This window comes from Anaerocaecibacter muris (assembly GCF_943192945.1).
GTDB lineage: Bacteria > Bacillota > Clostridia > Christensenellales > Pumilibacteraceae > Anaerocaecibacter > Anaerocaecibacter muris.
The window spans coordinates 49599-76298 of record NZ_CALPCE010000005.1; the positions used below are offsets into that span (position 1 = coordinate 49599).

The 26700-nt window shown below is 49.8% G+C and carries 30 protein-coding genes; 28 read left to right on the forward strand and 2 right to left on the reverse strand.

The window, feature by feature from the left end; genetic code table 11:
• Positions 1–4: 4 nt before the first annotated feature.
• The 15 genes from nusB to NFR57_RS08735 all read left to right on the forward strand — a co-directional run bounded on the left by nusB (position 5) and on the right by NFR57_RS08735 (position 12752).
• Positions 5–406 carry a transcription antitermination factor NusB gene (gene nusB / locus NFR57_RS05820; protein ID WP_251182900.1) on the forward strand — a complete coding sequence of 134 codons (402 nt, stop codon included), beginning with the start codon at positions 5–7 and terminating at the stop codon, positions 404–406.
• Entirely contained in the window at positions 399–1241 is an 843-nt protein-coding gene (gene folD / locus NFR57_RS05825; protein WP_251182901.1) for a bifunctional methylenetetrahydrofolate dehydrogenase/methenyltetrahydrofolate cyclohydrolase FolD, read from the forward strand. Before nusB ends, folD begins: the two co-directional genes overlap by 8 nt.
• On the forward strand, positions 1238–2473 hold the full coding sequence (gene xseA / locus NFR57_RS05830; RefSeq protein ID WP_251182902.1) for an exodeoxyribonuclease VII large subunit: 1236 nt from the start codon (positions 1238–1240) through the stop codon (positions 2471–2473). The genes folD and xseA overlap by 4 nt, the downstream gene beginning before the upstream one ends.
• 20 nt (positions 2474–2493) lie before the next feature.
• Positions 2494–2754 (forward strand): exodeoxyribonuclease VII small subunit, encoded by a 261-nt coding sequence (gene xseB / locus NFR57_RS05835; protein ID WP_251182903.1) that lies wholly within the window; start codon positions 2494–2496, stop codon positions 2752–2754.
• Complete coding sequence (locus NFR57_RS05840; protein WP_251182904.1) at positions 2747–3667, forward strand: polyprenyl synthetase family protein; 921 nt, start codon at positions 2747–2749, stop codon at positions 3665–3667. The genes xseB and NFR57_RS05840 overlap by 8 nt, the downstream gene beginning before the upstream one ends.
• Before the next feature lie 12 nt (positions 3668–3679).
• Entirely contained in the window at positions 3680–5500 is a 1821-nt protein-coding gene (dxs, locus tag NFR57_RS05845; RefSeq protein WP_251182905.1) for a 1-deoxy-D-xylulose-5-phosphate synthase, read from the forward strand.
• Between the two features lie 27 nt (positions 5501–5527).
• A complete protein-coding gene (locus tag NFR57_RS05850) occupies positions 5528–6319 on the forward strand; it encodes an NAD(+)/NADH kinase (protein WP_251182906.1) in 792 nt (263 codons plus the stop codon).
• Entirely contained in the window at positions 6319–8016 is a 1698-nt protein-coding gene (gene recN, locus NFR57_RS05855; RefSeq protein WP_251182907.1) for a DNA repair protein RecN, read from the forward strand. The genes NFR57_RS05850 and recN overlap by 1 nt, the downstream gene beginning before the upstream one ends.
• A gap of 70 nt (positions 8017–8086) precedes the next feature.
• On the forward strand, positions 8087–9064 hold the full coding sequence (locus tag NFR57_RS05860; protein WP_251182908.1) for a SpoIVB peptidase S55 domain-containing protein: 978 nt from the start codon (positions 8087–8089) through the stop codon (positions 9062–9064).
• 77 nt (positions 9065–9141) lie between these two features.
• Positions 9142–9414, forward strand: a complete 273-nt coding sequence (locus tag NFR57_RS05865; RefSeq protein ID WP_251182909.1) for a hypothetical protein — start codon at positions 9142–9144, stop codon at positions 9412–9414.
• Between the two features lie 29 nt (positions 9415–9443).
• Entirely contained in the window at positions 9444–10064 is a 621-nt protein-coding gene (locus NFR57_RS05870) for a hypothetical protein (RefSeq protein ID WP_251182910.1), read from the forward strand.
• A 57-nt stretch (positions 10065–10121) separates the two neighbouring features.
• Complete coding sequence (locus tag NFR57_RS05875; protein WP_251182911.1) at positions 10122–11288, forward strand: D-alanyl-D-alanine carboxypeptidase family protein; 1167 nt, start codon at positions 10122–10124, stop codon at positions 11286–11288.
• A gap of 85 nt (positions 11289–11373) precedes the next feature.
• Positions 11374–12033: a ribulose-phosphate 3-epimerase gene (rpe, locus tag NFR57_RS05880; protein ID WP_251182912.1), complete on the forward strand. Its 660-nt coding sequence runs from the start codon at positions 11374–11376 to the stop codon at positions 12031–12033.
• A gap of 307 nt (positions 12034–12340) precedes the next feature.
• A complete protein-coding gene (locus NFR57_RS05885; RefSeq protein WP_251182913.1) occupies positions 12341–12589 on the forward strand; it encodes a hypothetical protein in 249 nt (82 codons plus the stop codon).
• A 28-nt stretch (positions 12590–12617) separates the two neighbouring features.
• Positions 12618–12752 (forward strand): hypothetical protein, encoded by a 135-nt coding sequence (locus NFR57_RS08735; RefSeq protein WP_275557183.1) that lies wholly within the window; start codon positions 12618–12620, stop codon positions 12750–12752.
• A 711-nt stretch (positions 12753–13463) separates the two neighbouring features.
• On the opposite strand, the gene rpmB is transcribed toward NFR57_RS08735, so the two are convergent.
• Positions 13464–13655, reverse strand: a complete 192-nt coding sequence (gene rpmB, locus NFR57_RS05890) for a 50S ribosomal protein L28 (RefSeq protein WP_251182914.1) — start codon at positions 13653–13655, stop codon at positions 13464–13466.
• 193 nt (positions 13656–13848) lie between these two features.
• Here rpmB and NFR57_RS05895 point away from each other — a divergent pair, with 193 nt between their 5' ends.
• From NFR57_RS05895 to NFR57_RS05910, 4 genes are all read left to right on the forward strand, one after another.
• Positions 13849–14199, forward strand: coding sequence for an Asp23/Gls24 family envelope stress response protein (locus NFR57_RS05895; RefSeq protein WP_251182915.1), 351 nt, complete (start codon positions 13849–13851; stop codon positions 14197–14199).
• A gap of 22 nt (positions 14200–14221) precedes the next feature.
• Positions 14222–15868, forward strand: coding sequence for a DAK2 domain-containing protein (locus tag NFR57_RS05900; RefSeq protein ID WP_251182916.1), 1647 nt, complete (start codon positions 14222–14224; stop codon positions 15866–15868).
• 69 nt (positions 15869–15937) lie between these two features.
• A complete protein-coding gene (locus NFR57_RS05905; RefSeq protein WP_251182917.1) occupies positions 15938–17911 on the forward strand; it encodes an ATP-dependent DNA helicase RecG in 1974 nt (657 codons plus the stop codon).
• A 1-nt stretch (position 17912) separates the two neighbouring features.
• Positions 17913–19454, forward strand: coding sequence for a ComEC/Rec2 family competence protein (locus tag NFR57_RS05910; protein ID WP_251182918.1), 1542 nt, complete (start codon positions 17913–17915; stop codon positions 19452–19454).
• Here NFR57_RS05910 and NFR57_RS05915 read toward each other — a convergent pair whose 3' ends face one another.
• The gene (locus tag NFR57_RS05915; RefSeq protein WP_251182919.1) at positions 19455–20054 is read right to left on the reverse strand and encodes a hypothetical protein; all 600 of its coding nucleotides are present in this window, start codon (positions 20052–20054) and stop codon (positions 19455–19457) included.
• A 298-nt stretch (positions 20055–20352) separates the two neighbouring features.
• On the opposite strand from NFR57_RS05915, the gene infC reads away from it, so the two are divergent.
• The 9 genes from infC (at position 20353) to scpB (ending at position 26618) form a co-directional block, all read left to right on the forward strand.
• A complete protein-coding gene (gene infC / locus NFR57_RS05920; protein WP_338022272.1) occupies positions 20353–20841 on the forward strand; it encodes a translation initiation factor IF-3 in 489 nt (162 codons plus the stop codon).
• 29 nt (positions 20842–20870) lie between these two features.
• Positions 20871–21068, forward strand: coding sequence for a 50S ribosomal protein L35 (rpmI, locus tag NFR57_RS05925; RefSeq protein ID WP_251182920.1), 198 nt, complete (start codon positions 20871–20873; stop codon positions 21066–21068).
• A 9-nt stretch (positions 21069–21077) separates the two neighbouring features.
• Complete coding sequence (gene rplT / locus NFR57_RS05930) at positions 21078–21437, forward strand: 50S ribosomal protein L20 (protein WP_438848278.1); 360 nt, start codon at positions 21078–21080, stop codon at positions 21435–21437.
• Between the two features lie 51 nt (positions 21438–21488).
• Complete coding sequence (locus NFR57_RS05935) at positions 21489–22229, forward strand: TrmH family RNA methyltransferase (RefSeq protein ID WP_251182922.1); 741 nt, start codon at positions 21489–21491, stop codon at positions 22227–22229.
• 99 nt (positions 22230–22328) lie between these two features.
• On the forward strand, positions 22329–23075 hold the full coding sequence (locus NFR57_RS05940) for a YebC/PmpR family DNA-binding transcriptional regulator (RefSeq protein ID WP_251182923.1): 747 nt from the start codon (positions 22329–22331) through the stop codon (positions 23073–23075).
• Positions 23062–24402, forward strand: a complete 1341-nt coding sequence (gene lysA / locus NFR57_RS05945; protein ID WP_251182924.1) for a diaminopimelate decarboxylase — start codon at positions 23062–23064, stop codon at positions 24400–24402. Before NFR57_RS05940 ends, lysA begins: the two co-directional genes overlap by 14 nt.
• Entirely contained in the window at positions 24402–25154 is a 753-nt protein-coding gene (locus NFR57_RS05950) for a site-2 protease family protein (RefSeq protein WP_251182925.1), read from the forward strand. Before lysA ends, NFR57_RS05950 begins: the two co-directional genes overlap by 1 nt.
• Before the next feature lie 17 nt (positions 25155–25171).
• Entirely contained in the window at positions 25172–25972 is an 801-nt protein-coding gene (locus NFR57_RS05955) for a segregation and condensation protein A (RefSeq protein ID WP_251182926.1), read from the forward strand.
• The gene (gene scpB / locus NFR57_RS05960; protein ID WP_251182927.1) at positions 25950–26618 is read left to right on the forward strand and encodes an SMC-Scp complex subunit ScpB; all 669 of its coding nucleotides are present in this window, start codon (positions 25950–25952) and stop codon (positions 26616–26618) included. The genes NFR57_RS05955 and scpB overlap by 23 nt, the downstream gene beginning before the upstream one ends.
• The last annotated feature ends 82 nt before the right edge of the window (positions 26619–26700 follow it).

Sequence of the window (26700 nt, forward strand, 5' to 3'; positions counted from 1 at the left end):
TTATATGAAACGACGCGCCGCGCGCGAAACAGCGTTTAAACTGACATACGAAATGGTAATGACGGGGCAGTTCAACCCCGAAACAAAAGACGAACTTTGGGTAGACGCGGACAAGGATGCGCGGTCTTATATCGATAGCGTTATCGACGGGATTACCGCGCACAAAGATCAGCTTAAAGCCGTAATAGTCAAGTATGCCAAGGGCTATGAGTTCGACCGCATTTACAAAACCGATCTCGCGGTTTTGTATCTTGCGTGTTACGAAATTATGTACACGGACACGCCGCCCGCGGTGGTCGCCAACGAAGCGGTCGAGTTAGCCAAAACCTATTCGGACACAAAAAGTCATGCGTTTATAAACGGCATACTCGCCTCCGTTATCAAAGGGGACGGCGCAAATGAGTGAGATTATAAACGGCAAAGCCGTTGCGGCGGAAATTCGCAAAACCGTGCTTGAACGTGCGAGCGCGTTCGAGCGCAAACACGGACGAAAAGTAGGGCTTGCGGTAGTGCGTGTCGGCGACGATCCCGCGTCCGCAATATACGTCAAAAACAAGATAAAGGCATGCGAGGAGTGCGGTATAGCCTCATATTCGCATTGTATGGGCGCAAATACGTCGCAAGCGGAATTGATTGAGCTTATAAGCACGCTCAACGCCGACGCTTGCGTGGACGGAATTTTGGTGCAACTTCCGTTGCCCAAACATATTGACGAGCGCGAAACGCTGTCCGTGATTTTGCCGGAAAAAGATGCGGACGGGTTTCATGCGGTCAATGCGGGCAAGCTGTTTTTGGGCGAGCGCGACGGAACGGTCGCGTGCACGCCGCGCGGAATAATAGAGTTGATTAAATCGACGGGCGTTGGAATAGAGGGCAAGCGCGCCGTCGTTATAGGTCGATCGAATATAGTCGGAAAACCCGTTGCGGCGTTACTGCTCGAACATAACGCGACGGTTACGGTATGCCACAGCAAGACCGTTGATCTAAAAGAAATTACGCGCCAAGCGGACATACTCGTCGTTGCAGTCGGCAAAAAGCATTTCGTCACGGCGGACATGGTCAAGCGCGGCGCGGTGGTTATAGACGTAGGTATGAACCGCGACGAGAGCGGGTTGCACGGCGACGTTGACTTTGACGGAGTGAAAGAAGTTGCCGGCTACATTACGCCCGTTCCAGGCGGCGTCGGACCTATGACGGTTGCGATGTTGCTTTTAAACACGGTGGACGGCGCGGGCGCATGAACAGAGCGATGACCGTCGCGCAACTGTCCGCGTATTTGCGCGGGGTGTTCGACGACGAAGAACTGTTGCATGACGTGACGCTTACGGGCGAAGTGACCGAGGTGTCGTACTCGGACAGGCATACTTTTATCACGCTTGCCGAGGGCGCGTATTCTGTGCGATGCGTACACTTTTCGGCGCGCGACAAGATAGAAAAAGGCGCGCGGGTAGCGTTGCGCGGGAGCGTGAGTTTTTACGATAAGCGCAATTCGGTGTCGTTCAATTATTCGGAGTTTTTTTTACAGGGAGTGGGCGACAAGAACGCGCGGCTCAACGAACTTAAAGAAAAACTGTGCGCGCTCGGTTACTTCGAGAACAGACCGCAACTGCCGCGATATATAGTCAACGTCGTAGCGGTTACAAGTCCCGACGGCGCGGCGATACGCGACTTTTTACGCGTGGTTTACGACAAAAACCCGTTCGTTAAAATTCGGGTTTATCCCGTCAAGGTTCAGGGCGAGGGCGCGGCGGCGCAAATGGCGCAGGCGATAGCGCGGTTGCAGTCGTACAGAGCGGACGTAATAGTGCTTTGTCGCGGCGGCGGCAGCGACGAGGACTTGGACTGCTTTAACGACGAAAAACTCGCAACGGCGGTCGCGTTGTCAGAAATACCGATTATATCGGCGGTCGGACACGAAATAAACTATTCGCTGTGTGATTTCTGCGCGGGAACGCGCGCGGGCACGCCGTCCATTGCGGGCGAAATAGTCAATTCGAGGGCGAGCGCTATATTAAATGATTTGGCAAGCGCGACGTACAGACTTCAATCGGCGGTCGGCGCGCGTTACGATAAGCGTGTGCGCAGGCTTAATAAGCTGGGCACGTCCGTAACAGCCGCCGTGTCCGAACGCGTAAACGACTGCTTCGGCGCGGTGCGACTTGCGGCACGGCGCGTCGGATACGCCGTTCGCAGTAAAACCGAAAACGCGGCTATGCGTTTAAGCACGGGCGCGGCGCAACTGCGGAACGCGGCGGTTAAGCCGTTTAACGGCAGTCGCGCGCGTTGCGACGGGTTGGCGGCGGTGCTATCCGCACTCGACCCGCACAGAATAATCAAGATAGGCTATGCCGCGGTGCTTCGCGGTAAATCGAGCGTAAGCGGCGCAAAGCAACTGCGCAAAGACGACGAAATCGAATTGGTGTTTGCGGACGGCGTTGCTACAGCCGCGATCACGGGCATTAAAATCGATTGAGAGATCGACGGGAGAAAACCATGAACAAAACCGAAAAAAACGACCAAACGACCTCGGCGGATTTTGAAAAGAAAATCGGCGAGCTTCAAAAATTGGTGGATAGACTGGAAAGCGACGCGGGCGTATCGCTCGAAGAAAGCATTAAGTTGTACGAGGACGGGTTAAAATTGACGCGCGAGTGCGTGAGCGATCTCAACGCTATGCAAGCACGTATTGCCGATTTAAACCGTCAGTTGGATATTATCTTGCAACAGCCCGCGGGCGGTGAATATAATGAGTAAGATATTCGACGCTCGCTTGGCGGACTGGAAAGAGCAGATCGACGCCGAGCTTAAAGCAATACTCGACAAGCTCGATTATTCGGACGGGTTTAAAGAAATTCTCGAATACGCGCTTTTCCCGGGCGGAAAGCGGTTGCGCCCCGTATTGATGTTGGAGTGGCACAGCATTTTTTCCGCGCCCGACGAATACGCTTTGCGTTACGCTTGCGGCATAGAAATTTTACATTCGTACTCGCTTATTCACGACGATATGCCTTGCATGGACAACGACGATATTCGCCGAGGCAAACCGTCCGTACATAAAAAGTACGGCGAGGGTAAAGCATTGCTCGCGGGCGACGCGCTTCTCGACCTCGCTTACAGGCTGTTGAGCATGCCCACGCCGCAAGGCGAAGCAAGCCCGTTTGCCATGCTGTCGGCGTTGTGCGGCGACCTCGGACTTATTCAAGGTCAGTACGTCGATTTGTACGGCGAAATAAATACGTTCGACGACCTTGTTAAAATGTACAAACTTAAAACGGGCGCGCTTATCAGACTTGCGTGCATAAGCGGATTTATGCTCGGCAACAATCTTAATTACAAAATTTGCGATAAGCTGATAAATTCGCTGTACGCCGAATCGACGGCGACCGACGTTGCGGATATACCGCAAAGCGATATGCGGCTTATAGAATACGTCATGGCTTCGGGGTTCGGCGACGCGTTCGGTTGCGCGTTCCAGCTGTACGACGATATAACCGAATATATCGACGGCGAGGAGGTTGTCGAAACGAGCGCGCTCAAATACATGGATCTCGAACAGGCGAAAATCGCGCTCAACGATTATCTCAACGACGCGGCTAAAACTCTGGACGTAATAGGCAACAGAACCGAATATTTGCGGGCATTGTTGCAAAAATTCGTCGTGGTGTAAGTATAGGTTAAAGTGGATTACGGCAATATAAAAACACCGCAGGACTTAAAGCGGCTTAATATTTCCGAACTCGGCGGGCTGTGCGAACGGCTGCGCGAGCGAATAATAAACGTTGTGGAAAACAACGGCGGACATCTCGCGTCTAACCTCGGCACGGTGGAGCTTACCGTCGCGTTGCATTACGTGTTCGACTGTCCGCGCGACAAGTTTATATTCGACGTCGGACATCAGGCGTATACGCATAAATTGCTCACCGATCGCGCCGATAAATTCGACGGCTTGCGGCGCAACGGCGGCATTTCGGGTTTTCCTCAACCGACGGAAAGCGAGTACGACTGTTTTTGCGCGGGACATTCTTCCACGTCGTTATCGGTCGCGCTCGGCTTTGCGGAAGCGGCAAAACGACGCGGCGAAGAAAACAAATCTGTCGCGGTGATAGGCGACGGCGCACTTACGGGCGGCATGGCTTACGAGGCGTTAAACGCAATCGGTAGCGAGCAACTGCCTGTAATTATAGTGCTTAACGACAATAACATGTCAATCAGTAAAAACGTCGGAGCAATGAGTAAATATCTTACGCGCCTGCGCGTGAGTAAAAAGTATGCGCGCATGAAAGCGGAAATAAAACGCGCGGTGTCCATAATCCCGCTGTTCGGCGACGGCGCTATCCATTTGATGGAAAAGGGCAAAAAGCTGTTAAAGCGCGTCGTGCTGTCAAATAAGATGTTCGAGGCAATGGGCATATCGTATTACGGTCCGTTCGACGGGCACAATACGCGCGAACTTATCGACGTATTTTCGCAGGTTAAGAAAAAGAGCGGACCCGCAATCGTTCACGTTATTACCGACAAGGGCAGAGGTCTGAAAAGTGCGGCAATCGATCCCGAACACTCGCACGGTATATCTTCGGTGGGAAGTAACGCGGGCAAGGATTTTTCAAAAGTGCTCGGCGATTTTTTGATCGAAGCCGCAAGCAAGGACAATCGGATAACGGCGGTGACAGCCGCCATGGGCATAGGCACGGGACTGGAAAATTTTGCGGCGGTGCATCCCGATAAATTTAAGGACGTCGGGATTGCGGAGGAGCATGCCGTAACGTATTGCGCCGCGCTCGCCGCCGCAGGGCTTAAACCGTATTTTGCGGTTTATTCCACGTTTTTACAGCGAGGGTTCGATCAGCTGTTGCACGACGTGTGTATAGGCAATTATCCCGTTACGCTGTGCATTGACAGAGCGGGCGTAGTCGGGGCGGACGGCATGACACATCAGGGTGTGTTCGATTTGAGTTATCTGTCGTTAATGCCCAATATGACTGTAATGTGCCCGACGGACGGAGCGGAACTGCGCGCCGCGCTCGAATTTTCGTTGACGTTCGACGCGCCGCTCGCTATTCGTTATCCCAAGTCTTATGTTTCGGAGCGAACGCACTCGTTGATAGAGTACGGCAAGTGGGAACTTTTGCACCAAGCAAAATCCAACGTTTATGTGCTGTGCGCAGGCGGGCGCGCGCTCGACGCGGCGTATTCCGCGCTCAATAAAGTTAAAATAAATATAGTCAACGCGCGGTTTGTCAAGCCGCTCGACGAGCGGTTTTTGCGCGACATAAACAAGAGCGGCAATGCGATTGTAACGGTAGAGGACAATATCGAGCGCGGCGGCTTCGGGTCGAATGTGCTTGCGTTTTTAAATTCTTGCGACGGCGGCAAAAAAGCGGACTGCGCAATAATAGCGCACGGCGACAGGTTTATCGACGACCGCGACATAGCTTCGTCGCTCGCGTCGTCGGGAATATGCGAAGAAATATTGATAAAGACGGTGAAAAGTCTTGAATAATTTTGTCAAACAGGGTATAATGTCGGTATGAAAATCGGGGTGTTCTCCAATCCGAATAAGGACGTCGGCAACAAAGTGCGCGACAAAGTGTTTTCCGCGGCGCGCGAACTCGGCATAACCGCCGAACCGTTTGCCGAAGCGGACAAGTACGACTTTATAGTGTCCGTGGGCGGCGACGGCACGATTTTGCGCGTTGTAAAAAACTGCGTTCAGTCGGACACGCCCATACTCGGCGTGAATATGGGCACGGTCGGGTTTTTGACGGAGGTAGAGCCGAGCGATATTCAAGCGGCGCTCAAACGCCTTAAAGATAAAGATTACATACTCGAACGCCGCGCGCTGATTGACGCGCGCGTGGGCGACGAACAGTTTTTTGCGCTTAACGACGTGGTTATGCGTTCGGTCGGCGGGCGCATGATAGCCATGGAAGTGCGCGTGGGCGACGCGTTGATAGATAAGTTTAAATGCGACGGTTATATAGCGTGTACGCCGACGGGTTCGACGGCGTACTCGCTTTCGGCGGGCGGGTCGGTCATAGGTCCCAATACGCCCGTAATCGCGCTTACCCCCGTCAACCCGCACACGCTTCGCACCCGCCCGATAGTCGTGGGGTCGTTCGAGCAAATCACTATGACAAACGTCGGCGCGGAACGCGCCGCGGTGTTTGTGGACGGCGAGCGCGCGGCGGAGCTGTCCGGCGGCGGGGTTGTTTCCGTCACGGGCTGGGACAGGAGCGCGATGTTCGTAAGGTTCGACAGAAAAAGTTTCTATTCGCGATTGCTCAATAAACTCAATCGCTGGTCGGCAGCGGAGGACTGATGTTACAAAGGATAACGATACATAATCTTGCGCTGATACGCGATCTGGAAATAGAATTTTCGGACGAACTCAACGTATTTTCGGGCGAAACGGGCGCGGGCAAATCCATAATAGTAGATTCGCTGATGCTACTTGTAGGTGCGCGGTACGACAAATCGCTTATCAAGTTCGGTGCTGAAAGCGGGTATGTCGAGGGCGTGTTCGATTTTAAGGACGACGCACCGCTTATTGCCGCGGGTATAGACTGCGAGGACGGAATATTTATCGTCACGCGCAAGTTCACCAAGGACGGGCGCAACGATATTCGCGTAAACGGCAAGCAAATGACGACCGCAATGTTGCGCGAACTCATGCAGAACTACGTTGATATTTACGGACAAAACGAATATCAATCGTTGATGAAAATAACCGAACAGCGCAAAATCCTCGATTATTTCGTTTTCAAAACGGACGACGCGCGGCTTAAAACTCAACGCGAGCTTTATAACGAATATAAAAAAGTAAAGGCGGATATGACCGCGCTGGGCGACGAAGCGGCGCGCGCACAGCGCATAGATATTCTCAAATATCAAATAGACGAAATCAAAGCCGCGGCGGTGCAAGCGGGCGAGGAGGAAAAACTTGTCGAGCGCAGGCATGTGCTAATGGCGGCGGAGCGTATAAAAAACGCTTTGGCTGACGGGTTTTCGCGGTTGGATTCGGACGACGGCGCAAGCGGCGCAGTGGCGGACGCGGGGCGTTCGCTGTCCTCTATTTCATCGCTCGGCGAAGAGTACGCGCAGCTTTACGAACGGTTGCGTTCGGTGCAGATAGAACTCGACGACATTGCCGAGTGCATAAAAGACGAGCTTGACGGCATGGACGGAAGCGAGCGCGAGCTGGACGAAGTTGCGGACAGGCTGGACAAACTGCGCGCGCTAAAAGCCAAGTACGGCGGTTACGAGGCTATGCAAAAGTTTTTGGCTAACGCCGAAAAGGAACTGGACGTAGCGCAGAACGGTGCGGAGTATTACGAAGAACTGTGCGAAAAAGAGAGCAAACTTCGCAAGGCGTTGTACGAAAACAGCGTTGCCGTTTCCGCGCTTCGGCGCGACGGCGCGGCGCGCATGAGCGCGCGCATACTCGCGGAGCTTGCCGATCTCGGCATGGCGAATTCCGCGTTCGAGGTTGTGTTTGCGCCGCAACCGAGCTATGACGATTTTACAGGTAAAGTAAACGCAAACGGCTTTGACGAGTGCGAGTTTTATTTAAGTCCCAACGTCGGACAACCGCTGTTGCCGCTTGCCAAAATAATATCGGGCGGCGAAATGTCGCGGTTTATGCTTGCGATAAAACTTATTACGGGCGATTTGAGCGCGATTGAAACGATGATATTCGACGAAATCGATACGGGTATAAGCGGCGCGACGGGACTTTGCGTTGCCAAAAAGCTCGCCGAACTGTCGCGCGGACATCAGGTGTTGTGCGTAACTCACTTACCGCAAATAGCCGCAATGGCGGACGGGCATTATTATATAGAAAAGTACGAAACGGACGGCGACACGACGACGCGCGTAACCGCGTTGGGGCGCGACGGCATGATCGGAGAGATCTCGCGGCTGTCGGGAACAAAGGGCGTGTCTACGTCGTCCGATAAAAACGCGACCGAGCTTAAAGATTGGAGCGACGCGTTTAAAGCCGCGCTTGTCGGCGGTTGATATTATCGGGCGCATATAAAATTCGATTAAGAAGTATATAATTCGACACGCGGCAAACACTATCGAAAGTATGAAAAAATTGCGCGTGATATTATGTGCCGTGCTGGCGCTTGTCATGATTTTGTGCGCGCCGCAAAACGTTTATGTCGCGGCGGAACGGCAAATGGTGTATGTCGGCGGGTTCCCGATCGGGATCTCGGTCGACGCGGGCGGACTGCTCGTTGAAAGCGTTACGGGCGTGGAAACTGAATACGGCACGGTCGAAGTGGAAGGACTGCAAAAGGGCGATATTATAAAAACCGTGGACGGCGCGGACGTTTTGTCGGTTGACGATATTTCGGAACTGCTTACCGACGAAAAAGCGACGGTGGAATTACTGCGCGACGGTCGGCTTATAAGCGTGGAAATCACGCCCGTAATCGAGGCATACAGCTTAAAGCCGCGTTTGGGCGTTAAGATAAAAGATAAGGTTTACGGCGTAGGCACGGTAACTTTTGTGCGCGAGGACGGGAAGTACGCGGCGCTCGGTCATGAAATTTACGACGGCGAAACGGGCGTGCATATTCCGTTTGCGGGCGGGCACGTCCACGCTTGCAAAGTTATAGGCGTAAAGCGCGGTAAGAAAGGCGAGGCGGGCGCGATACTCGCGTCCATAACCGTGGAAAAAGTGTACGGCGACGTTGTGTGTAACAACAGTTTCGGCATCGCCGGTAAATTCAGCGCGAAGTTCGACAAAAGCGAGCTTTTGCCGCTCGCTACGCGCGACGAGGTAAAAATAGGCAAAGCGCAGATCAAAACGGCTGTAAACGGTACGCCCGAATATTACGATATAGAAATAATCAAAGCGTCCAAGCAACCGTCGCGAAAGGAAAAAGGAATGGTTTTGCGCATCACGGATAAGCGTTTGCTGGACAGCACGGGCGGCGTCGTGCGCGGCATGAGCGGTTCGCCCATAATACAAAACGGAAAAGTTATCGGAGCGGTCACTCACGTTTTTTTAAACGACTTTACCAAAGGTTACGGCGTGTACGCCGATTGGCTCAACTGATCGATTTTCGAGTTAAAGCGGCAGTAAACTATCAAATTACTTAATTTTACGCGCGGCGACGGTGTTACAATGATTGCATGCGCGAGCGAATTAAAACGGAACTGAATAAATATATAAAACGAGGCAAAGCGTTGGAATATTTTACCGATGCGGTCGAGCTTTACGAAAGCGGCGGCGACAGCTTAAAACGCGTGTATGCGGAAGTCGCTATTAAGCGCGGCGTGAAAGCGGGCGCGGTTGAACGGTCTTGCTCGCTCGCGGTCGCGGAAGCGGATTCGGACGTGCAAATGACCGCAAAAGAGTTAATCGCGCTAATAAAAGAAAGAATTTTGTTTGAAATTGACGAATAAGCGCGAATAGTCCGTCATAGATTTACAGTATGAAACGGACGTTTGCAATATCCGATTGGTTATACAGACTGTCGCACACCGTAAAGCGCAACCGCTTATCGGTGCTTATTTATGCGTTGATATGTCTGTTGTTTTTGGTGGTCGGCATAGCTGTCGGCATTAACATCGCCGACAAGACGGTGTTTGTAGTGCGCAACGACGCGGGAATTTTTCGATTCCTGTGCGGCGATATCGGTATAGTTACATATTTTTTCCTCGATTTACTCATAACGTGTATTTACGCGCTGTTTGCCGCATCAATGTTTTTTTATAAAGCGTTGACGTTTTTATCGCTTATGCCGTGCGCATACAGGACTTATGTGCTCGGCATGAACGTAAGCGTTATTATAGTTGCGTTTTCGGTGTCGTCGATTCCCATGCTTTTCGTGCTGTATGTGCCGATAAGCATTATAGAAATAGGCGTGCTGTGTATGCTGTCGTTCGGGTGTTTCCGATTTAACGCAATGAATTGCGGCGTAATGCCGTCGCGCGCCGACCTAAAAATGTATTATCGCTGTTTTTTACAGTTCGTGTTTGTGCTGGCGGCGTGCGGCCTTATTAAGGCAATCACACTCGCGTTGTTCGGATCTGCGCTTATCGGCATAATTTGATGAATTAAAAGCTCCGAGAAAAGACAAAATATCGATATGGATTTCTTCGGAGGGAATATGAATAAAAAGTTTTTGGTAGGGATAGCCGCCGTATTGACGGCTATCATAGCGTTTACGCCGTTATTCGGCAACGCGTTTGCCGCGGGTGCGGAAGTCGAGCCGAAGGGTTTGGCTAACACCTGCAAAGCGGCTATGCTCATAGACAGCGAAACAGGCACGGTCGTTTACGAAAAGAACACGCGCGAGCACTTGCAGATTGCAAGCATGGTCAAAATCATGACTTTGGGTCTTGCGTTCGACGAAATCGAGCGGCGCGAAATTCCGTTCGACAGCATCGTAACCGCGTCCGAAAACGCGGCGGCAATGGGCGGATCGCAAGCGTTCTTGGATGCAAACGCCGATTACAAGCTGGACGAGCTGTTAAAAAGCATAGTAGTCGCGTCGGCTAACGATTCGTGCGTTGCGGTTGCGGAGTATCTGTACGGCAGTGTCGAAGCGTTTGTAGCGGCTATGAACGAACGCGCGCAAAAGCTCGGTTTGACCGATACTAAATTCGTCAACTGCACGGGCTTGCCGCAAGCGGGTCAGTACAGTTGCGCCGCGGACGTCGCCGCAATGTTTAAACTGCTCACCGAGCACGAGCGTTTTTTCGATTATGCCAAAGTTTGGATGTACGATTTTCAGCATCCGAGCGGCAGAGTTACGGGGCTTACCAACACCAACAAGCTCATAAAGTTTTACGAGGGTTGCGACGGCGGTAAGACAGGCTACACCGACGAAGCGCGTTCGTGCATAACCGTCACGGCGAAGCGCGGCGACACTCGGTTAATCTGCGTCGCAATCGGTGCGGAAAATTCCAAAACTCGCAATAAAGAAGTTTCTGAAATGCTTAACTACGGGTTTGCGAATTACAAAACCGTGTACGCGGCACGCAAAGGCGAAGTGATAGGCGAATTTGCGGTAGCCAACGGCAAGACCGATAAAATTACGGTTGTGCTCGAAAAAGACTGTTCGGCGTTTATTGCGAGCGGCGAACAATCGGAATTTTCGCTCGAACCGCAAATAAACAAACTTACCGCGCCCGTCAAGAGCGGCGACGTTGTCGGTAAAGTAATAATCAAGCTCAACGGCAACGACTTTGCGGAAGTAAACGCGATTGCGCAAAACGGATGCGCTCAAAAAGGATATAAGGATATACTCGACGACTTTATATCCAAGTGGTAAATCGATCGACGGTAAAATAGCGCGTAACATTGCGTTTTTGTCGAAATCTGTTGACGGTCGCGCCTTCTTGTGGTAAAATGTAGCCATGAGCAAAAGCAAAGTTCTTATAGCACCGTCGATATTGAGCGGCAACTTCGCCGATATGGGCAGCGACGTAAAAAACATGACGGAAATAGGCGCGGATTGGATCCACGTGGACGTTATGGACGGGGTGTTTGTGCCAAACCTAACGTTCGGGTTTAAGATGATAAGCGATCTGCGCCCGCTTTCCCAAATATTTTTCGACGTGCATCTTATGATCACGCAACCTATCCGCTACGTCGAGCGGTTCGTAAAATCGGGCGCGCAACTCGTGTCGTTCCATTACGAAGCGGAACAGGATATTAAAGGCGCGATCGAAAAGATTAAAGCGGTCGGCTGTAAGTGCGGGCTTGCTATAAATCCCGATACGCCCGTGGACGTAATAACGCCTTATCTCGCAAACCTCGATTTAATATTGATAATGTCGGTTTTTCCGGGGTTCGGCGGACAAAAGTTTATCGACGGGTCGTTGGAAAGAATAGCGTGCGCCAAATCGTTGCGCGACAAGTATGCGCCGCACGCGCTTATCGAAGTTGACGGCGGAGTCAACAAAGAAAACGCCGCAAGCATAATCGGCGCAGGCGCAGACGTATTGGTTGCGGGCAACGCAGTGTTCGGCGCGACTGACAGAGCCGCGGCGGTCAAATTCTTGCGCGGCGAATAAAACCTGTATAAAAAAGTAACGCCGCGCGCTCTTGCCGCATAAAAAGTGTAGAGGAGGTGCGGCATGACGAAGATAATATGTGTTAAATTACCTAAAGTACTGGGGCGGATAGTGCGTTTGTTTAAGCGTTCCAAATAGACAAGAAAATCAATTAACGAAAATCCGAGTTAAATAGCCCTCGGATTTTTTATTTCAGATCACACAGATTCCCTATATTTACATTAATTACATTAAAAGTTCATAAATACGATTGTTTTATTTGACAAGGAAAATAGCGGAGTATATAATATAAAACCTGTTAAGCAGTATGGGCGTAGGTCTGTATATAATGACGGCTGAAGTAAAAGGCACGGACAACTATACGGGACTTAAATACACGAATACGTTTAGAGTGTACGACATAGAGGGAACAACGGTAATAGTGGAAGAAGGCATGCCGTGGTGGGGCGTGCTGTTAATAGTGATGGGAGTAATAGCGATAATAGTAGCGGTAATGGTAATATTGCACGTGAAAGGCGTGTTGCAGTTAATAACAGGAAAGATGGTCACTGCTTGAAATAAAGCGCAGTCGCTCGGAAGCGGCGTTGATAGAGTCGCTTATAAGCAAGAGCGAACCGAAGAAAGAGGACGTGGAATACTTCCGCGCGTTCACTGCGGAAATAGAGGTCAAGCGCGACCGTATCCAAAAACTGACAAGAGAACTGGAAAAGTTGCTGTAAGTAACAAAGCCTTGCTAAATAAGCAAGGCTTTGTTATAGATAATAGATAAGAGATAAAAGATAATAGTTGCGGAAGTTTTGCGTAAAGCAAAACTTGATTAGAATATAGTGCGGCTACGCCTTGATTTCTCGACAAGCTCGAAATGATGGGGAGAGGGTAAGGGCGTGATCGCTTCGGTCGAAATGATGTGGGGGGGGGAACAAGATAATAAATAAGAGATAAAAGATAATAGTTGCGGAAGTTTTGCGTAAAGCAAAACTTGATTAGAGATATATATAGAAGTAACGCCAAACCCCGTCATTCCGAGCTTGTCGATTGAGCTGGCGAACCGCCGCCGCAGGGAGTACAAGATTACATTAACGTAACGCAATTATTCGGGAGCAAACACAATAAACGGTCAAAGCCCACACACGACAGAAATCCAAGCTGTGCTTGGTGCGGCTAACGCCTTGATTTCTCGACAAGCTCGAAATGATGGGGATTGGGCTTTGCTTTTCTATATTTTTAGCTATAGTTTATAACAAGCGACTATGCCTTTACGCCCATCATTTCGACCGAAACGCGGAACGCGCGGAGCGGAGAAATCAAGGCGAACCGCCGCATACATGTAAATCACAATTTACCGTCACAACATAAAAAATCCGAGTGGAAAGACTACTCGGATTTAGCGCTTGTTTGTAATAATATACGTCGGAAATTAAAACGCGATATTAGTCGTTTTCTTGCTTTTTAGCGGTGCGCAGACAACGCGTGCAAACATACTCGTGCGAGATTTTGCCGTCAACTTCCGTTGTTACTTTATGAACATTGGCATTGAAGCTGCGTTTTGTCTTTTTGTGCGAGTGGCTGACGTTGTTGCCGGACACTTTACCTTTACCGCAAACCGAACAAACTTTGCTCATGTGTTTTAACCTCCTAACGCGGTACAACCTGATTTTCTATAACAATATACCACTTTTTTGACCTTTTGGCAACCGAAAATAGGCACTTTTTTGCTAAATTTTATAATTTTTAGGGTAAAACCCTTGCAAAATAATAATGAATAGGTTAAAATATATCCGTGCGGTACATATACTTAATTGTTTTGGAGTTATTGTGAGCGTCCATACTTCCAATGCCTATGGCAGAATAACGGTTACGGAGGACTCGATAGCACAGGTTGCTGCCGACGTCGCTTTGGACTGCTACGGCATAGTGGACCTCGTATCCAAAACCTTTTCCGACAATCTGTCGGATTTGTTCAGGCGCAAACGCCTGTCGCGCGGAGTGAACGTATTTACCAACGGGGACAGAATTTTCATTGATTTATACGTTATAATCAAATACGGTCTGTCTATCGAAGCCGTTGCTCAGTCGCTCAAAAAAGCGGTCAAGTATCGAGTCGAGCATTTTTCGGGCATGGTGGTAGATACTATTAACGTCCACGTTGTGGGTATTAAGGTTTAGTACCGACTCTCGGAGGATTAAAATGCAAAAATCTATCAACGGCGCTACTTTTCGCAAGATGGTTCTTAACGGCGCAAAGCTGTTGGATGCGAACAAAGCGCACGTAAACGAACTTAACGTTTTTCCGGTTCCCGACGGCGATACCGGTACCAATATGTCGATGACAATGCTTTCCGCGTCCCGCGAGGTGTCGGGATGTTCTACCAACAATATGCCCGAACTGTGCGACGCGGTCGCCAAGGGCGCGTTACGCGGCGCGAGAGGCAACAGCGGCGTTATATTGAGCCAGATACTTAAAGGCATGACTTCGGTGCTTGCGCAAAACACCGAGATTACGGCAAAGGTTTTTGCTAAAGCGTTTGCGGCGGGTACGGAAATCGCGTACAAAGCCGTTACCAAACCCAAAGAAGGAACTATACTGACGGTCGTGCGCGCCATATCCGAGTCTGCGGAAAAGGCGGCTAAAAAGAACGTCGAGCTTAAAGACTTTTTCCAAGCCGTTATCGACGCCGGCGAAGAAATGCTTAAACAAACGCCCGAAATGTTGCCCGTACTCAAAAAAGCGGGCGTTGTGGACGCGGGCGGCAGAGGGCTTTTGATACTTCTTCAAGGCTTCCAAAACATACTGTTGGGGCAGGAAGAGGATTATTCCATAGAATTCGACGATTCATATAAAGCGGGCGCAAACGACAGCCCTTACGACGAGCAGGCGCATTTCAACTATAACGATCTTGCCGAGATCGAATTCGCGTACTGCACCGAGTTCTTTATTATCAATCTTTACAAAAAGACAACCGAAGCGGATATAGACTTGTTCCGCGAAAAACTTATGAACATAGGCGATTGCGTGCTTGTTATCGGCGATCTGTCCATGGTAAAAGTTCACGTTCACTCCAACGCGCCCGGGCAAGTGCTTACTTATGCGCTCGAACTCGGCGAACTCGATCACTTAAAGATCGAAAACATGTTGCAACAGAACCGCGATCTCAAGAGCAAACAGCAAGAGGACTTAAAGCCGTTCGGCTTGGTTTCCGTTTGCGCAGGCGACGGTCTTACCGCGATATTCAAAGATTTGCTTGTGGATAACGTAATCGAAGGCGGGCAGACAATGAACCCTTCGGCGGACGATATTGCCAAGGCGTGCGACGCGGTCGCGGCTAAAGACGTATTTGTTTTCCCCAACAACAAAAATATCGTTCTTGCCGCAAATCAGGCAAAAGCGTTGTCAAAACGCACTATTCACGTAATTCCCACGTCCAATATCCCGCAGGGATTGTCGGCTGTGCTCGCGTTCAATCCCGAGGACACTGTGGACGGAAATCTTAAAAACATGAACGACGCGCTCGGCAGCGTGCGTTCGGGATCGGTCACTTACGCCGTTCGCAGTACGCAAATCGGCAATTTCGATCTCAAAGAAGGCGACATTATCGGTATGGACGCCAAAGACATTGTTGCAAAGGGCGACAGCGTCAATCAAGTTACCGAACAGCTTATAGACAAAATGATGGACGACGAGGTAAGTTGCATTTCCTTGTATTTCGGCAACGACGTAAAGGAAGAGGATGCAAACGCCATAGCTGCCGATATAACCAAAAAGTACCGCATGTGCGACGTTGACGTGCATTACGGCGGTCAACCGCTTTACTACTTTATCGTTTCGCTCGAATAGCATAAACAATAGCCGTACCGACCGGAAATAAGTCCGTCGGCACGGCTTTTTACGATTAACGCTCGGATATTGGAACTTTCGGAGATAAAAGGCATAGGCGCAAAGCGTTTGCAAGCGCTTAACGAGATGGGGATTTATACTCCGTCCGATTTGCTGTTGCGTTTTCCCGATAAGTACGTTTTTTGCGATACTGCGATTGACGGCAGAGTGCGCGACGGCGAGGAAATATCGTTTGTCGGCGATGTCGTTTCGCCCGCAAAGCGGTCTTTTATTCGGCGCGGGCTAAACGTCGTTAATTGTACGGTGCAAAATAACGGCGTGCTTGTGCGGTGTTCGTGGTTTAATCAGCCGTTCGCCGCGCGCAATTTGCAGCTCGGAAGCAGAGTATATGTTGTAGGAAAAGTAAAAAAGTTTAAAAACTCCGTTCAGCTTACGAACCCGACATTATTGACGCCGCAGGACGGCGACGACGGCGTTATTCCCGTTTATAAAACGACTATTCCGTCGCGCACGTTTGCCGCGGCGGTTAAAACCGCGCTCGATAACGTCAAGGTCAACAGTTATATCCCGTCGCGGCTTGCCGAGCGATACGGGCTTATCCCGTTGCAAAAAGCGTTGCAGGGCGTTCATGCGCCGCGCAACAGGGCGGAACTTGCCGATTGCAAAAGGTCGGTCGCGGTGGAAAATCTTTGTTACGTAATTACTTCGTATCGATTGTTGAAAGACGATCGGCGCGACTTCGTTTACTCTGCGCCGCCGTCCGTTATAAACGATTTTATAAAAGGTTTGCCGTATTCGCTCACTGCGGAACAGGTTGCCGCCGCGCGGGAAATTATTTCGGCATTGCGATCGGACAAGCTCGCCAATATGCTTGTGCAAGGCGAGGTCGGTTGCGGAAAGACAGTGGTCGCCATGCTTGCAATGTTTTATGCCGCAAAGTGCGGTTGCCAGTCGGCTATAATGACGCCTACGGAAGTGCTTGCGCGCCAGCATTATGCGACTATGGTCAAAATCTTGGAGCCGTTGGGCGTAAAAACACAGCTTTTATGCGCGTCCATGAACGCGCGTCAAAAAGAAGAAGCGATGTTCAACATCAAGTACGGCAATGCAAGCTGTATAGTCGGCACGCAGTCGCTTATAGGCGATTGCATAGAATATAAAAATTTGCGGCTTGTGATAGTTGACGAACAACAGCGGTTCGGCGTCAATCAGCGCGCCAAACTCGAAAGCAAGGGCAATAAAACAGACATGATAGTCATGACGGCGACTCCTATCCCGCGCACGCTCGCGCTGTCGCTGTACGGCGAGTTACAACAGACCGAAATACGCGAGCTACCCGCAAACCGCCCGAAAATACATACTTCCGTCGTTCCGTCGGTCAAAATCGGCGACATGTACGACTATATAGGCAAAAAAGCCGCCGCGGACGAGCGCACGTATATTATTTGTCCGCGCATAGATGGCGGCGACGACGACGTTACGGGCGTGGACGATATTTATAAACGCCTTAAAAATTCTGCGCTCGCGCCGCTTGTCGGGTGCGTTCACGGCAAAATGAAAGACGCCGAAAAAAACGAAGTTATGTCGGCATTTAAATCGGGTGCGATAAAAATTTTGGTTTCCACTACCGTTGTGGAAGTGGGCATAGATGTTCCGGAAGCTACTACCGTCGTTGTTTACGATGCGGAGCGGTTCGGGCTTGCGCAGTTGCATCAGATTCGAGGCAGAGTGGGGCGCGGCGTTAAGGAGTCCTATTGTTTTTTGATAAGCGAAAACGGCACGCCCGAAAGCGACGCGCGGTTAAAAGATTTTTGTGGCTTGAAGGACGGATTTTCTGTGTCCGAGCTTGATTTTAATTTGCGCGGCGCGGGCGACTTTGTGGGACTTCGTCAGCACGGAAGCGGCACTTTGCAGATAGACAACGCAATAATCGAGCGCGCCCGTGCGCTGTCCGACGCGCTTATTGCCGACGGAACTTCGTCCGAATCGATAATCGGTTCGCTAAAAGCGCCCGAATTTATACGTTCGGTAACAATGAATTGATATGGCGGGATCGCCTGTTAATTTCAGAACGTTTATTGTCGTTGCGCTGTCTGTCGGCGCGGCGGTGTTTTGTGTATATGTTTATTCATTAAACTATATTGTCGGGACGGTATTTGCAAGCGCATATACCGCGACGATAGTGTTTATCACAATAATGGTCATATACAAATATATAACCAAAAGAACGAAATTGCGCTATGCCGTCGCGGCGGCGTTGTCTTTTGTGCTCGGAATAAGCGCTTTTGCCGTTGGCGCGTATACCGCAGACGATTGGAGAACAGGCGAGGCGTATAACGGGAACTGTTCGGTGCTCGGCAGGGTGTGCGCGGTCGATTTTTCGTCGGGCGATTACAAGTTTGTTATCGAGGATTTGTATTTGAACGGCAAGCCCGTAGTCGGAAAAATGCGCGTTACGGTGTTGCCTGCCGAAAACAATGCGGCGGAACACGTCGCGACGGGCGATAAATTGAGTTTCGAGGCAAGTGTGCGGCACGTCAAGCTGATTTCGGGTTTTCGGATTAACGGCAATGCGTATCGCACTAATATAAGATATAACGTATCGGTTCGCGGCGACGCGCTGTCGGTTGTTTTCGGCGCGCCGAGCGCGTTGGAAAAATTTACGGCGGGGTTGCGCGAACTGCTTGTTGAAAATATGGGCGAAAAGTACGGAAATATCGCGTTTTCCATGTTGACGGGCGATAAATATGCGCTCGACGGGGAAATCAAGGACTATTTTACCGCGGCGGGCTTGGGGCATATTATGGCTGTTTCGGGCTTGCATATAGGCTTTTTGATATTTGTTTTGAATTTTGTATTGTATAGATTGAGCAAAAAAGTCAGATTTCCCATAATCTTGGCGGCGATTGCGGGCTATACCGTGCTTGCCGATTTTTCGCCGTCCGTGGTGCGCGCCGTGATTATGGCTGTGATTTCGGGGTTCGCAGTTTTCGTGGGCGGACGCAAAGATTTGCTGTCGTCGTTGCTTTGCGCGTTTTCGTTTATTCTCGCCGTAAAACCTATGTACTTATTCGACGCGGGATTTTTATTGAGTTTCGCCGCAATTTTCGGAATTGCATTGTTCGCCAATTCGATAAGGCTGTTTATGGCAAAGCGCGGCGCGCACAACAAAATTGCGAGCGGGATAGGCGCGTCGGTATCCGTATCGGTAGCGGTTACGCCCGTGCAAACGTATTTTTTCGGACAAATACAGTTGCTGTCCGTTATTGCTAACGTAATATTGCTGCCGTTTGTATCGGTTGTGTTTATAACTTTGGTCGCTACATTGCCGATAGCCGCCATACCGTATTGCGGCGGGATTTTGCATGCGAGTAAATATTTGCTCGTCGCACTCGATTATGCGGCGCAGGGCATAGCTGCCGTGCCGTTTACGGTAATTACCGTAAAAACATCCGCGGCGGTGTTTTTATGTTATCCCGTAATGTTCTGCGCGAGCGGGTATTTTATGATGAACAAAGGAAAAACCGCCGTAATTTTGTATTCTGCGGCGGTTTGCGTGCTTATTTGTTATATCTGTGCGGCGTAATTACTTTTCGTAAGGCGTTGCGAGCGGTTGCGATAATATTACGGTGTGACAGTTTTCGTAAACCAAAATCTTGCCGCCCGGCAAAAGTTCGCCGTACATGCTGTCCGCAACGTAAACGTTGTGTTCGGGCTGTTCGATAGGATCGTCATAAAACATCATGATTTCGCGACCGCGAGTGTACCAACGTCCGTAATGGTTGGACTCGACTCCTTTGGAAACTATTTTAAGCGTAAAAGTATTGTCGTCGTTGATCGTCAGATTAAAGTCGAGCGTTTCGTCGCGCTCTATTCCGTAAGGCGCATGGATATACTCGACGGTGTACGTGCCGACAACGGGCTGTCTGAACATGCGGCGCATGCCGTGTATAATCGGCTTGTACTCGTCCGCGCCGAAAAATTCGTCAACGGTATTGCCGTCGATCTTGATGTTGATGTCGTGCGAAAAGCCGTCGGATGGCGTTTGCGTTTCGTGTTGTTCCGTGCGCGTCGTAGGTTCTTCGGGCAGGGCGCGATAGTCAACGTTATGCGCAGGTTTTGCGCAGCCGCACAGCATGGCGGAGGACAGTGCGCACACGGTTGCAAGAGTGATAATTTTTTTCATGGTTCACCTCGTGAAACGAAATATTGTTGTTAGTCTTTTTTTTCTTTCGTGCTTTTATTCACGAAAATTTAAGGTAAAAAATTTTATGCAAACTCGTTCAAAACGTTTGACTTTGAATGTGTAATGCCTTATAATAAACAGGCAAGCAGATTTAATCTCACCGTTCGGGATTACTCGGAACGGTCAATCAATCAAAATAATCAGCGTTTTGAGTGTGAGTTAAATTCTGTTTAGCTCGCAATTTTTTTTATTCAGGAGGACGCCTACTATTTTTAAAGAGCTTATAACAAACGACGGGATTTCAGATAACCTCGACGTAAGAGTTAAAGATGAAACAGGTGCGATGCTTGGTATCATGCGCGCAAGTCAGGCAAAAAGTCTTGCCGACGAACGCAGACTCGACCTTGTTATGATTACTCCCAATGCGCAACCGCCCGTATGCCAAATAATGGATTACGGCAAGTATCGGTTCGATACGGCAAAAAAGGCAAAGGACGCGCAAAAGAACCAGAAAAAGGCGGACATAAAGGAAATACGCTTGTCTATTACGATAGACACGGGCGACATAAATACCAAATCCAAACAAGCGAGAAAATTCTTGACGGACGGGGATAAAGTAAAAGTGTCGATACGTATGCGCGGCAGACAAATGGCTCGGCCGCAAATGGGCGTGGACATCATGTATTCCTTTTTTGAAACCGTTAAAGACATTGCGACAATCGAACGCAAACCCGCGGTTGACGGCAGAAGCATTATCATGAATCTTGTGCCGATTAATGCAAAATAAGTAAATAAATTTTTTCGGAGGACAATATTATGCCTAAAATGAAAAGCCACAGCGGCGCGAAAAAGCGTTTTCGCGTAACCGCCAACGGCAGAGTGAAACGTGCGCAACAGGGTAAAAACCACATTCTCAACAAAAAACCGAGAAAGCGCATTATGAGATTGCGTCAGGGCGCGTATCTCAAATCGACCAAGCAAGAAAAAACTATACGCAATATGGCGCAGAAGTAACGGGAGGCTATTATGAGAATTAAAAGAGCAGTAAACGCAGTTAAAAAGCGCAGAAAGATTTTTAAACTTTCCAAGGGATATTTCGGATCCAAATCGCGTTCGTACCGCATTGCGCGTCAAGCGGTTATGAAATCGCAGATGTACGCATATATCGGCAGACGCCTCAAAAAGCGCGATTTCCGTTCGTTGTGGATTACTCGTATCAACGCCGCGGCGCGCATCAACGGGCTGTCATATTCCAAGTTTATGCACGGGCTCAAAGCGTCCGGCATTAACCTCAACCGCAAAGTTCTTGCGGAATTGGCGGTAAACGACGCAGAGGCGTTTAAGGCGCTCGCGCAGACCGCCGCAAAAGCAGTCGGCAAATAAAAAATCAAGAGCGCAATTCGTTTTGCGCTCTTTTTGTTTTTGGGAGCGATAATGGAAGTAATTACCTCGACGGACAATAAAACGGTTAAGCGTATATGCAAGCTGAAACAAAAAAAATACCGTGACGAGTATGGCGAATTTTTTGTGGAAGGCTTTAAAAACGTGCTCGACAGTTGTGCCGCGCGCCCCGATCTTGTGCGTTTTGTCGCGTTGAGCGAAACTGCGTATAAATCGCGCGGCGATAGCTTTACCGATTACGATATTACCGTGTTTTCAGACGGCGTGTTTGAAAAATTAACGGAAACGGACAGCAGTCAAGGCGTTATGTCCGTACACCGCATACCGAAATCGCAATTCCCGAACGGCGAACGGTGCATATTGCTCGACAGAGTGCGCGACCCCGGTAACGTCGGCACAATATTGCGCACGGCTGTCGCGTGCGGTTACGACATTGTCCTTAACAACTGCGCGGACATGTATTCGCCCAAAGTGATAAGAAGCGCTATGTCGGCAGCGGTCAAGTGTCGCGCGGGCATAGATATTCCGCCGAGCGAGCTTAAAGCGGCAGGATATAAACTGATAGTTGCGGACATGCGCGGGCAAAACGTGTTCGAGTCCAAGCGCGCCGGCAAATATTGCATCGTCGTCGGCAACGAGGCGAGCGGCGTAGACGGGCAAATTATCGCAATGGCGGACGGGCTTATGGCTTTGCCGCAAAACAATATGGAGTCGCTTAACGCGGCGGTTGCGGCAAGCGTAATGATGTTCGCAATGCGGTATGCCGTAAAATAATTGACAAGCAACGGCGGCGTATTGTATAATACCGATAAATACGCGTATTGCGATATTGTATATAACACAGTAATTTAATAATAATTTGGAGAAATTTATATGTCGGGACACAGCAAATGGGCAACTATTAAACGTCAAAAGGGCAAAACGGACGCGGCGCGCGCCAACGTGTTTACCAAAATAGGCAGAGAGCTTGCGGTAGCGGTTAAGAGCGGCGGACCCGATCCAAATAACAATCCGCGCTTGCGCGACGTTATAGCCAAAGCTCGCGCGGCGAATATGCCCAACGACAATATTACCCGTTCCATAAAAAAGGCGAGCGGTGAGGAAAGCAACGTAGTTTACGACGCTATTACTTACGAGGGTTACGGCAACGGCGGCGTGGCTGTTATCGTCGAAACGCTTACCGACAACAAGAACCGCACTGCGGCGGCTGTTCGGCATATATTCGACAAGTGCGGCGGATCGCTCGGCACGACTAATTGCGTTTCGTACATGTTTGAATCCAAGGGAGTTGTCACTATCGCAAAACAGCAGGGCGACGACGACGAGGAAATTATGATGCTTGCGCTCGAAATGGGCGCGGACGATTTTGACAGTTCGGAAACCGAATACTATATTTCCGCCGCGCCGAGTGCGCTCGCGGTTGTGCGCGACGGGCTTGAAAAAGCGGGGCGTACTATAATTTCGTCGGAAGTTCAACAGGTTCCCGCATCTACCGTCGATGTGGACGCGGACACGGAAGCGAAAATTCGGCGTATGCTCGACATGTTCGACGAGGACGACGACGTTCAAAACGTTTATCACAACGCAAATCTTCCGGAAGACGACGATGACGAAGAGTAAAACTCAATCCGAAAAAGCGCTTGCGCCGTTCGGAGATCTTACGATAAACCGCGGGCGTTTGGTCGTCGGCGGGTGTTTTGCGAGCGAGCTTGCCGAAAAATACGGCACGCCTTTATACGTTTTCGATGTGAACCGCGCAAAAAATACGGCGGCGGCATACGTGGACGTGTTGCGGCGCGAGTATCCCGATTTTACGGTATGCTATGCTTCCAAGGCGTTCTGTTGCGCGGGGATATATTCTATCCTCGCTCCGCTCGGTTTGGGCGCGGACGTCGTATCGGGCGGAGAATTGTATACGGCTATCAAAGGCGGCATGGATCCCGCCAAAATATATTTTCACGGCAATAACAAGACAGAAAGCGAAATCGCATACGCGATTGAAAGCGGCGTTGAGTGTTTTGTTGTCGATTCGGAACACGAATTGACGCTAATTTCAAAGCATGCCGAAAAGCCGCAAAACGTAATCGTGCGCGTAAATCCGGGTGTGGAAGCGCACACGCATAAGTTTATTCAGACCACCACGCCCGACAGTAAGTTCGGATTTTCCATTGCCGACGGAACAGCCGAGCAAATTATTCTCTCGATTAAAAACTACGATAATATATCGTTTAAAGGCATTGCGTGTCACATAGGATCGCAGATATTCGAGCCGCAGTCCTTTGAGATAGCGATCGACAAAATGACCGATTTTATAGTCAAGCTCAACTCGCTCGGTATCGAAGTGGAGCGGCTTGATCTCGGCGGCGGATTCGGCATACACTACATAGAGCAGGACAAGCCTTTAACGCCCGAACAGTACATGACAAATTCGGCGCGCTATCTAAAATCTGCTGTTAATTCTCGCGGCATAAAACCGCCGCGGCTGATCGTGGAACCGGGGCGATCGATTGTGGGCGAGGCGGGTATTACGCTTTACACGGTCGGCGCGATAAAGACGATAAAAGATATAAAGACTTATGCGGCTGTGGACGGCGGTATGTTCGACAACCCGCGCGTGTCGTTGTACGACGCGCAGTATCGCGCCGTAGTCGCGGACAAGGCTGACGCGCCTTGCGATTGCGAATACTCGATAGCGGGCAAATGTTGCGAAAGCGGCGACATACTTATTGACGGAATTAAACTTCCCAAACTGCATACGGGCGACGTGATAGCCGTGCTATCGACGGGCGCGTATCATTATTCCATGGCGTCCAACTATAACAGAAACGCAGTGCCGCCCGTTGTGGCGGTTGCGGACGGAAAATCCGCATACATGGTAAAACCGCAAACCTATGAAGACATGACGCGCAACGACGTAATACACGTGTTTTCGGAGGACGGTATTTAATGATTTTTGCTACAAGATACGCCGACAGTGCGGTCGATTATCTTATATATTTGATATTTACGCTCGTTGCGGTTTGCATTGCGCTTGTTTTGCATGAGGTCGCACACGGGCTTGTTGCAAAGTGGAACGGAGATTACACCGCAAAATATTCGGGCAGATTGTCGCTCAATCCGTTAAAACATTTCGACTTAATAGGGTTTATAATGATGATGCTTGTCGGGTTCGGATATGCAAAGCCCGTTCCCGTCAATCCCAATAATTTCAAGCATTACCGCAGGGGGCTTATAACGGTCGCAATCGCGGGCGTTATAATGAACTTGATTTTGGCGTTTGTGTCGGTCATGCTGTGGTGCTTGATGTGGTACGCGTACAAAAGCGCGACGTTCGGGGCTGCGAGCGTCGGCGTTATAAATTTGTGTTTGTACCTTATGAACTTTTTTGCTATATTCACGTCGATCAATTTATCGCTTGTGTTTTTTAATATTCTGCCTATTTTTCCGCTCGACGGATTTCGCGTCGTGGAAGCGCTAACTCGCCGCGGCAACAGGTTTTGCGCGTTTATGCGCACCAACGGTCAGTATATACTTTGGGGCTTGGTGGGATTGAGCTTTATAGTTTCCATGGCGTATGACTATGTTGCATTGCCGTATTGGTTTGAATACTTTGACGTTTTGGGCACGTATTTAAGGTTTTTCGTAGGCAAGGTGTCGTATGTGTTCCAAAAATTCTGGTGGTTGATGATACCTAATTGAGCGCGGTACGGTGATTTATGGAACGTGAAGTTTTATCCGAACAGTTCGCGGAACAGACCGCGGAGGAGCAATACAGCAAAAGTTATCACGTGGTTTTGTCCAATTACGACGGACCGCTCGATTTGCTGTTGGATTTGGTCAAGCGCGAAAAGATAAATATCGAGGATATTTTTATTTCCAACATTACCGAACAGTACTTGACGGCGATGGAACAGCTTGACGAATTGGATATGGAACAAGCCTCGGAATTTATAGTCATGGCGGCGACGCTGTTGGAAATCAAATCGAGAAGGCTGTTACCCAAGCCCGAAGAACCTGTCGTCGCGCAAGAGGACGATCCCGAAACCGAGCTGATTAACCGCTTGGAGGAATACAAGCTGTACAAGGAAGCGGCGGAAAAAATGCGCGAACAGGAAGTGTTAAACATGCACTACCGCGCGCCCGACGAGTCGGTCGGTCAGCCTCGGCTTGTGTTAAAAGACATGACCACCAACGGGCTTATGAACGCGCTTAAAAAGATGTTCGACAAGCTCGGCGAGCGGCAACAGCTTATACGCGTCAAAAAGATAGACCGTGATCCGTTTACGGTCGAGCAAAAAAAGGAGTTTATAAAGCACCGATTTACTTTGGTGGAATCGTGCACGTTCGACGAACTGTTTGACGAGGATTATACGATAGGCGAAGTGGTTACGACGTTTTCCGCATTGTTGGACCTTGTCAAAGATCAGGAAGTGGGCGTTAAACAAGAGGGAATTTTCGATACTATTACCATTACAAAGAGGAGTAACGACAGTGATGCTGGAAATAGAGAAGATTGATAACGTGCTGGAAGCGTTATTGTTTGTATCGGGCGACGGACTTAAAGTGACCGATATTTGCGACCTTTTGGAACTGCAAAAGAGCGAGGTGACAAGCTCTGTAAAACGTTTGCAAAAAAAATACGGCGGTAAGTCGGGTATTCATTTGATTTCGTACAACGGCAAAATACAGCTCGCGTCCAACCCCGATTACTCCGATACTTTGTCGTGCGTTCTTAATCCTATCAAGGAAAAGGCGTTGTCTAATCCCGCAATGGAAACGCTGTCTATAATAGCGTACCGTCAGCCCGTAACTCGCCTCGATATAGAGCATATTCGCGGCGTAAATTGCGATTACGCGTTGCAAGCGTTGCTTAAAAACAACCTTATTGAAATTACGGGCAGAAAAGATGCGCTCGGCAAGCCGTTGCTTTTCGGCACGACAGAAACGTTTTTAAAGCGGTTCGGAATAGAGGACGTTTCGGAATTACCCGACAGGGAGGGATTGCTCGAAAAAATACGCATGATTGAGGAGAGCGCGCCCGAACCGACGGAGGAAGAACTTTACAACTTTGCCAAACAGGAAGAAAACCCCGACTTTTTGGAGGGCGAGGACGTCGAACTAATCGGCGCGGACGAAGCGGCGAGCGCGACCGACGAGGAATAAATTTCATAGCGAAAGCGGATTTCGCAATACCTTAAACCTTTATATATATTAAATATTTATCGGATAACGGCAAACACTATTT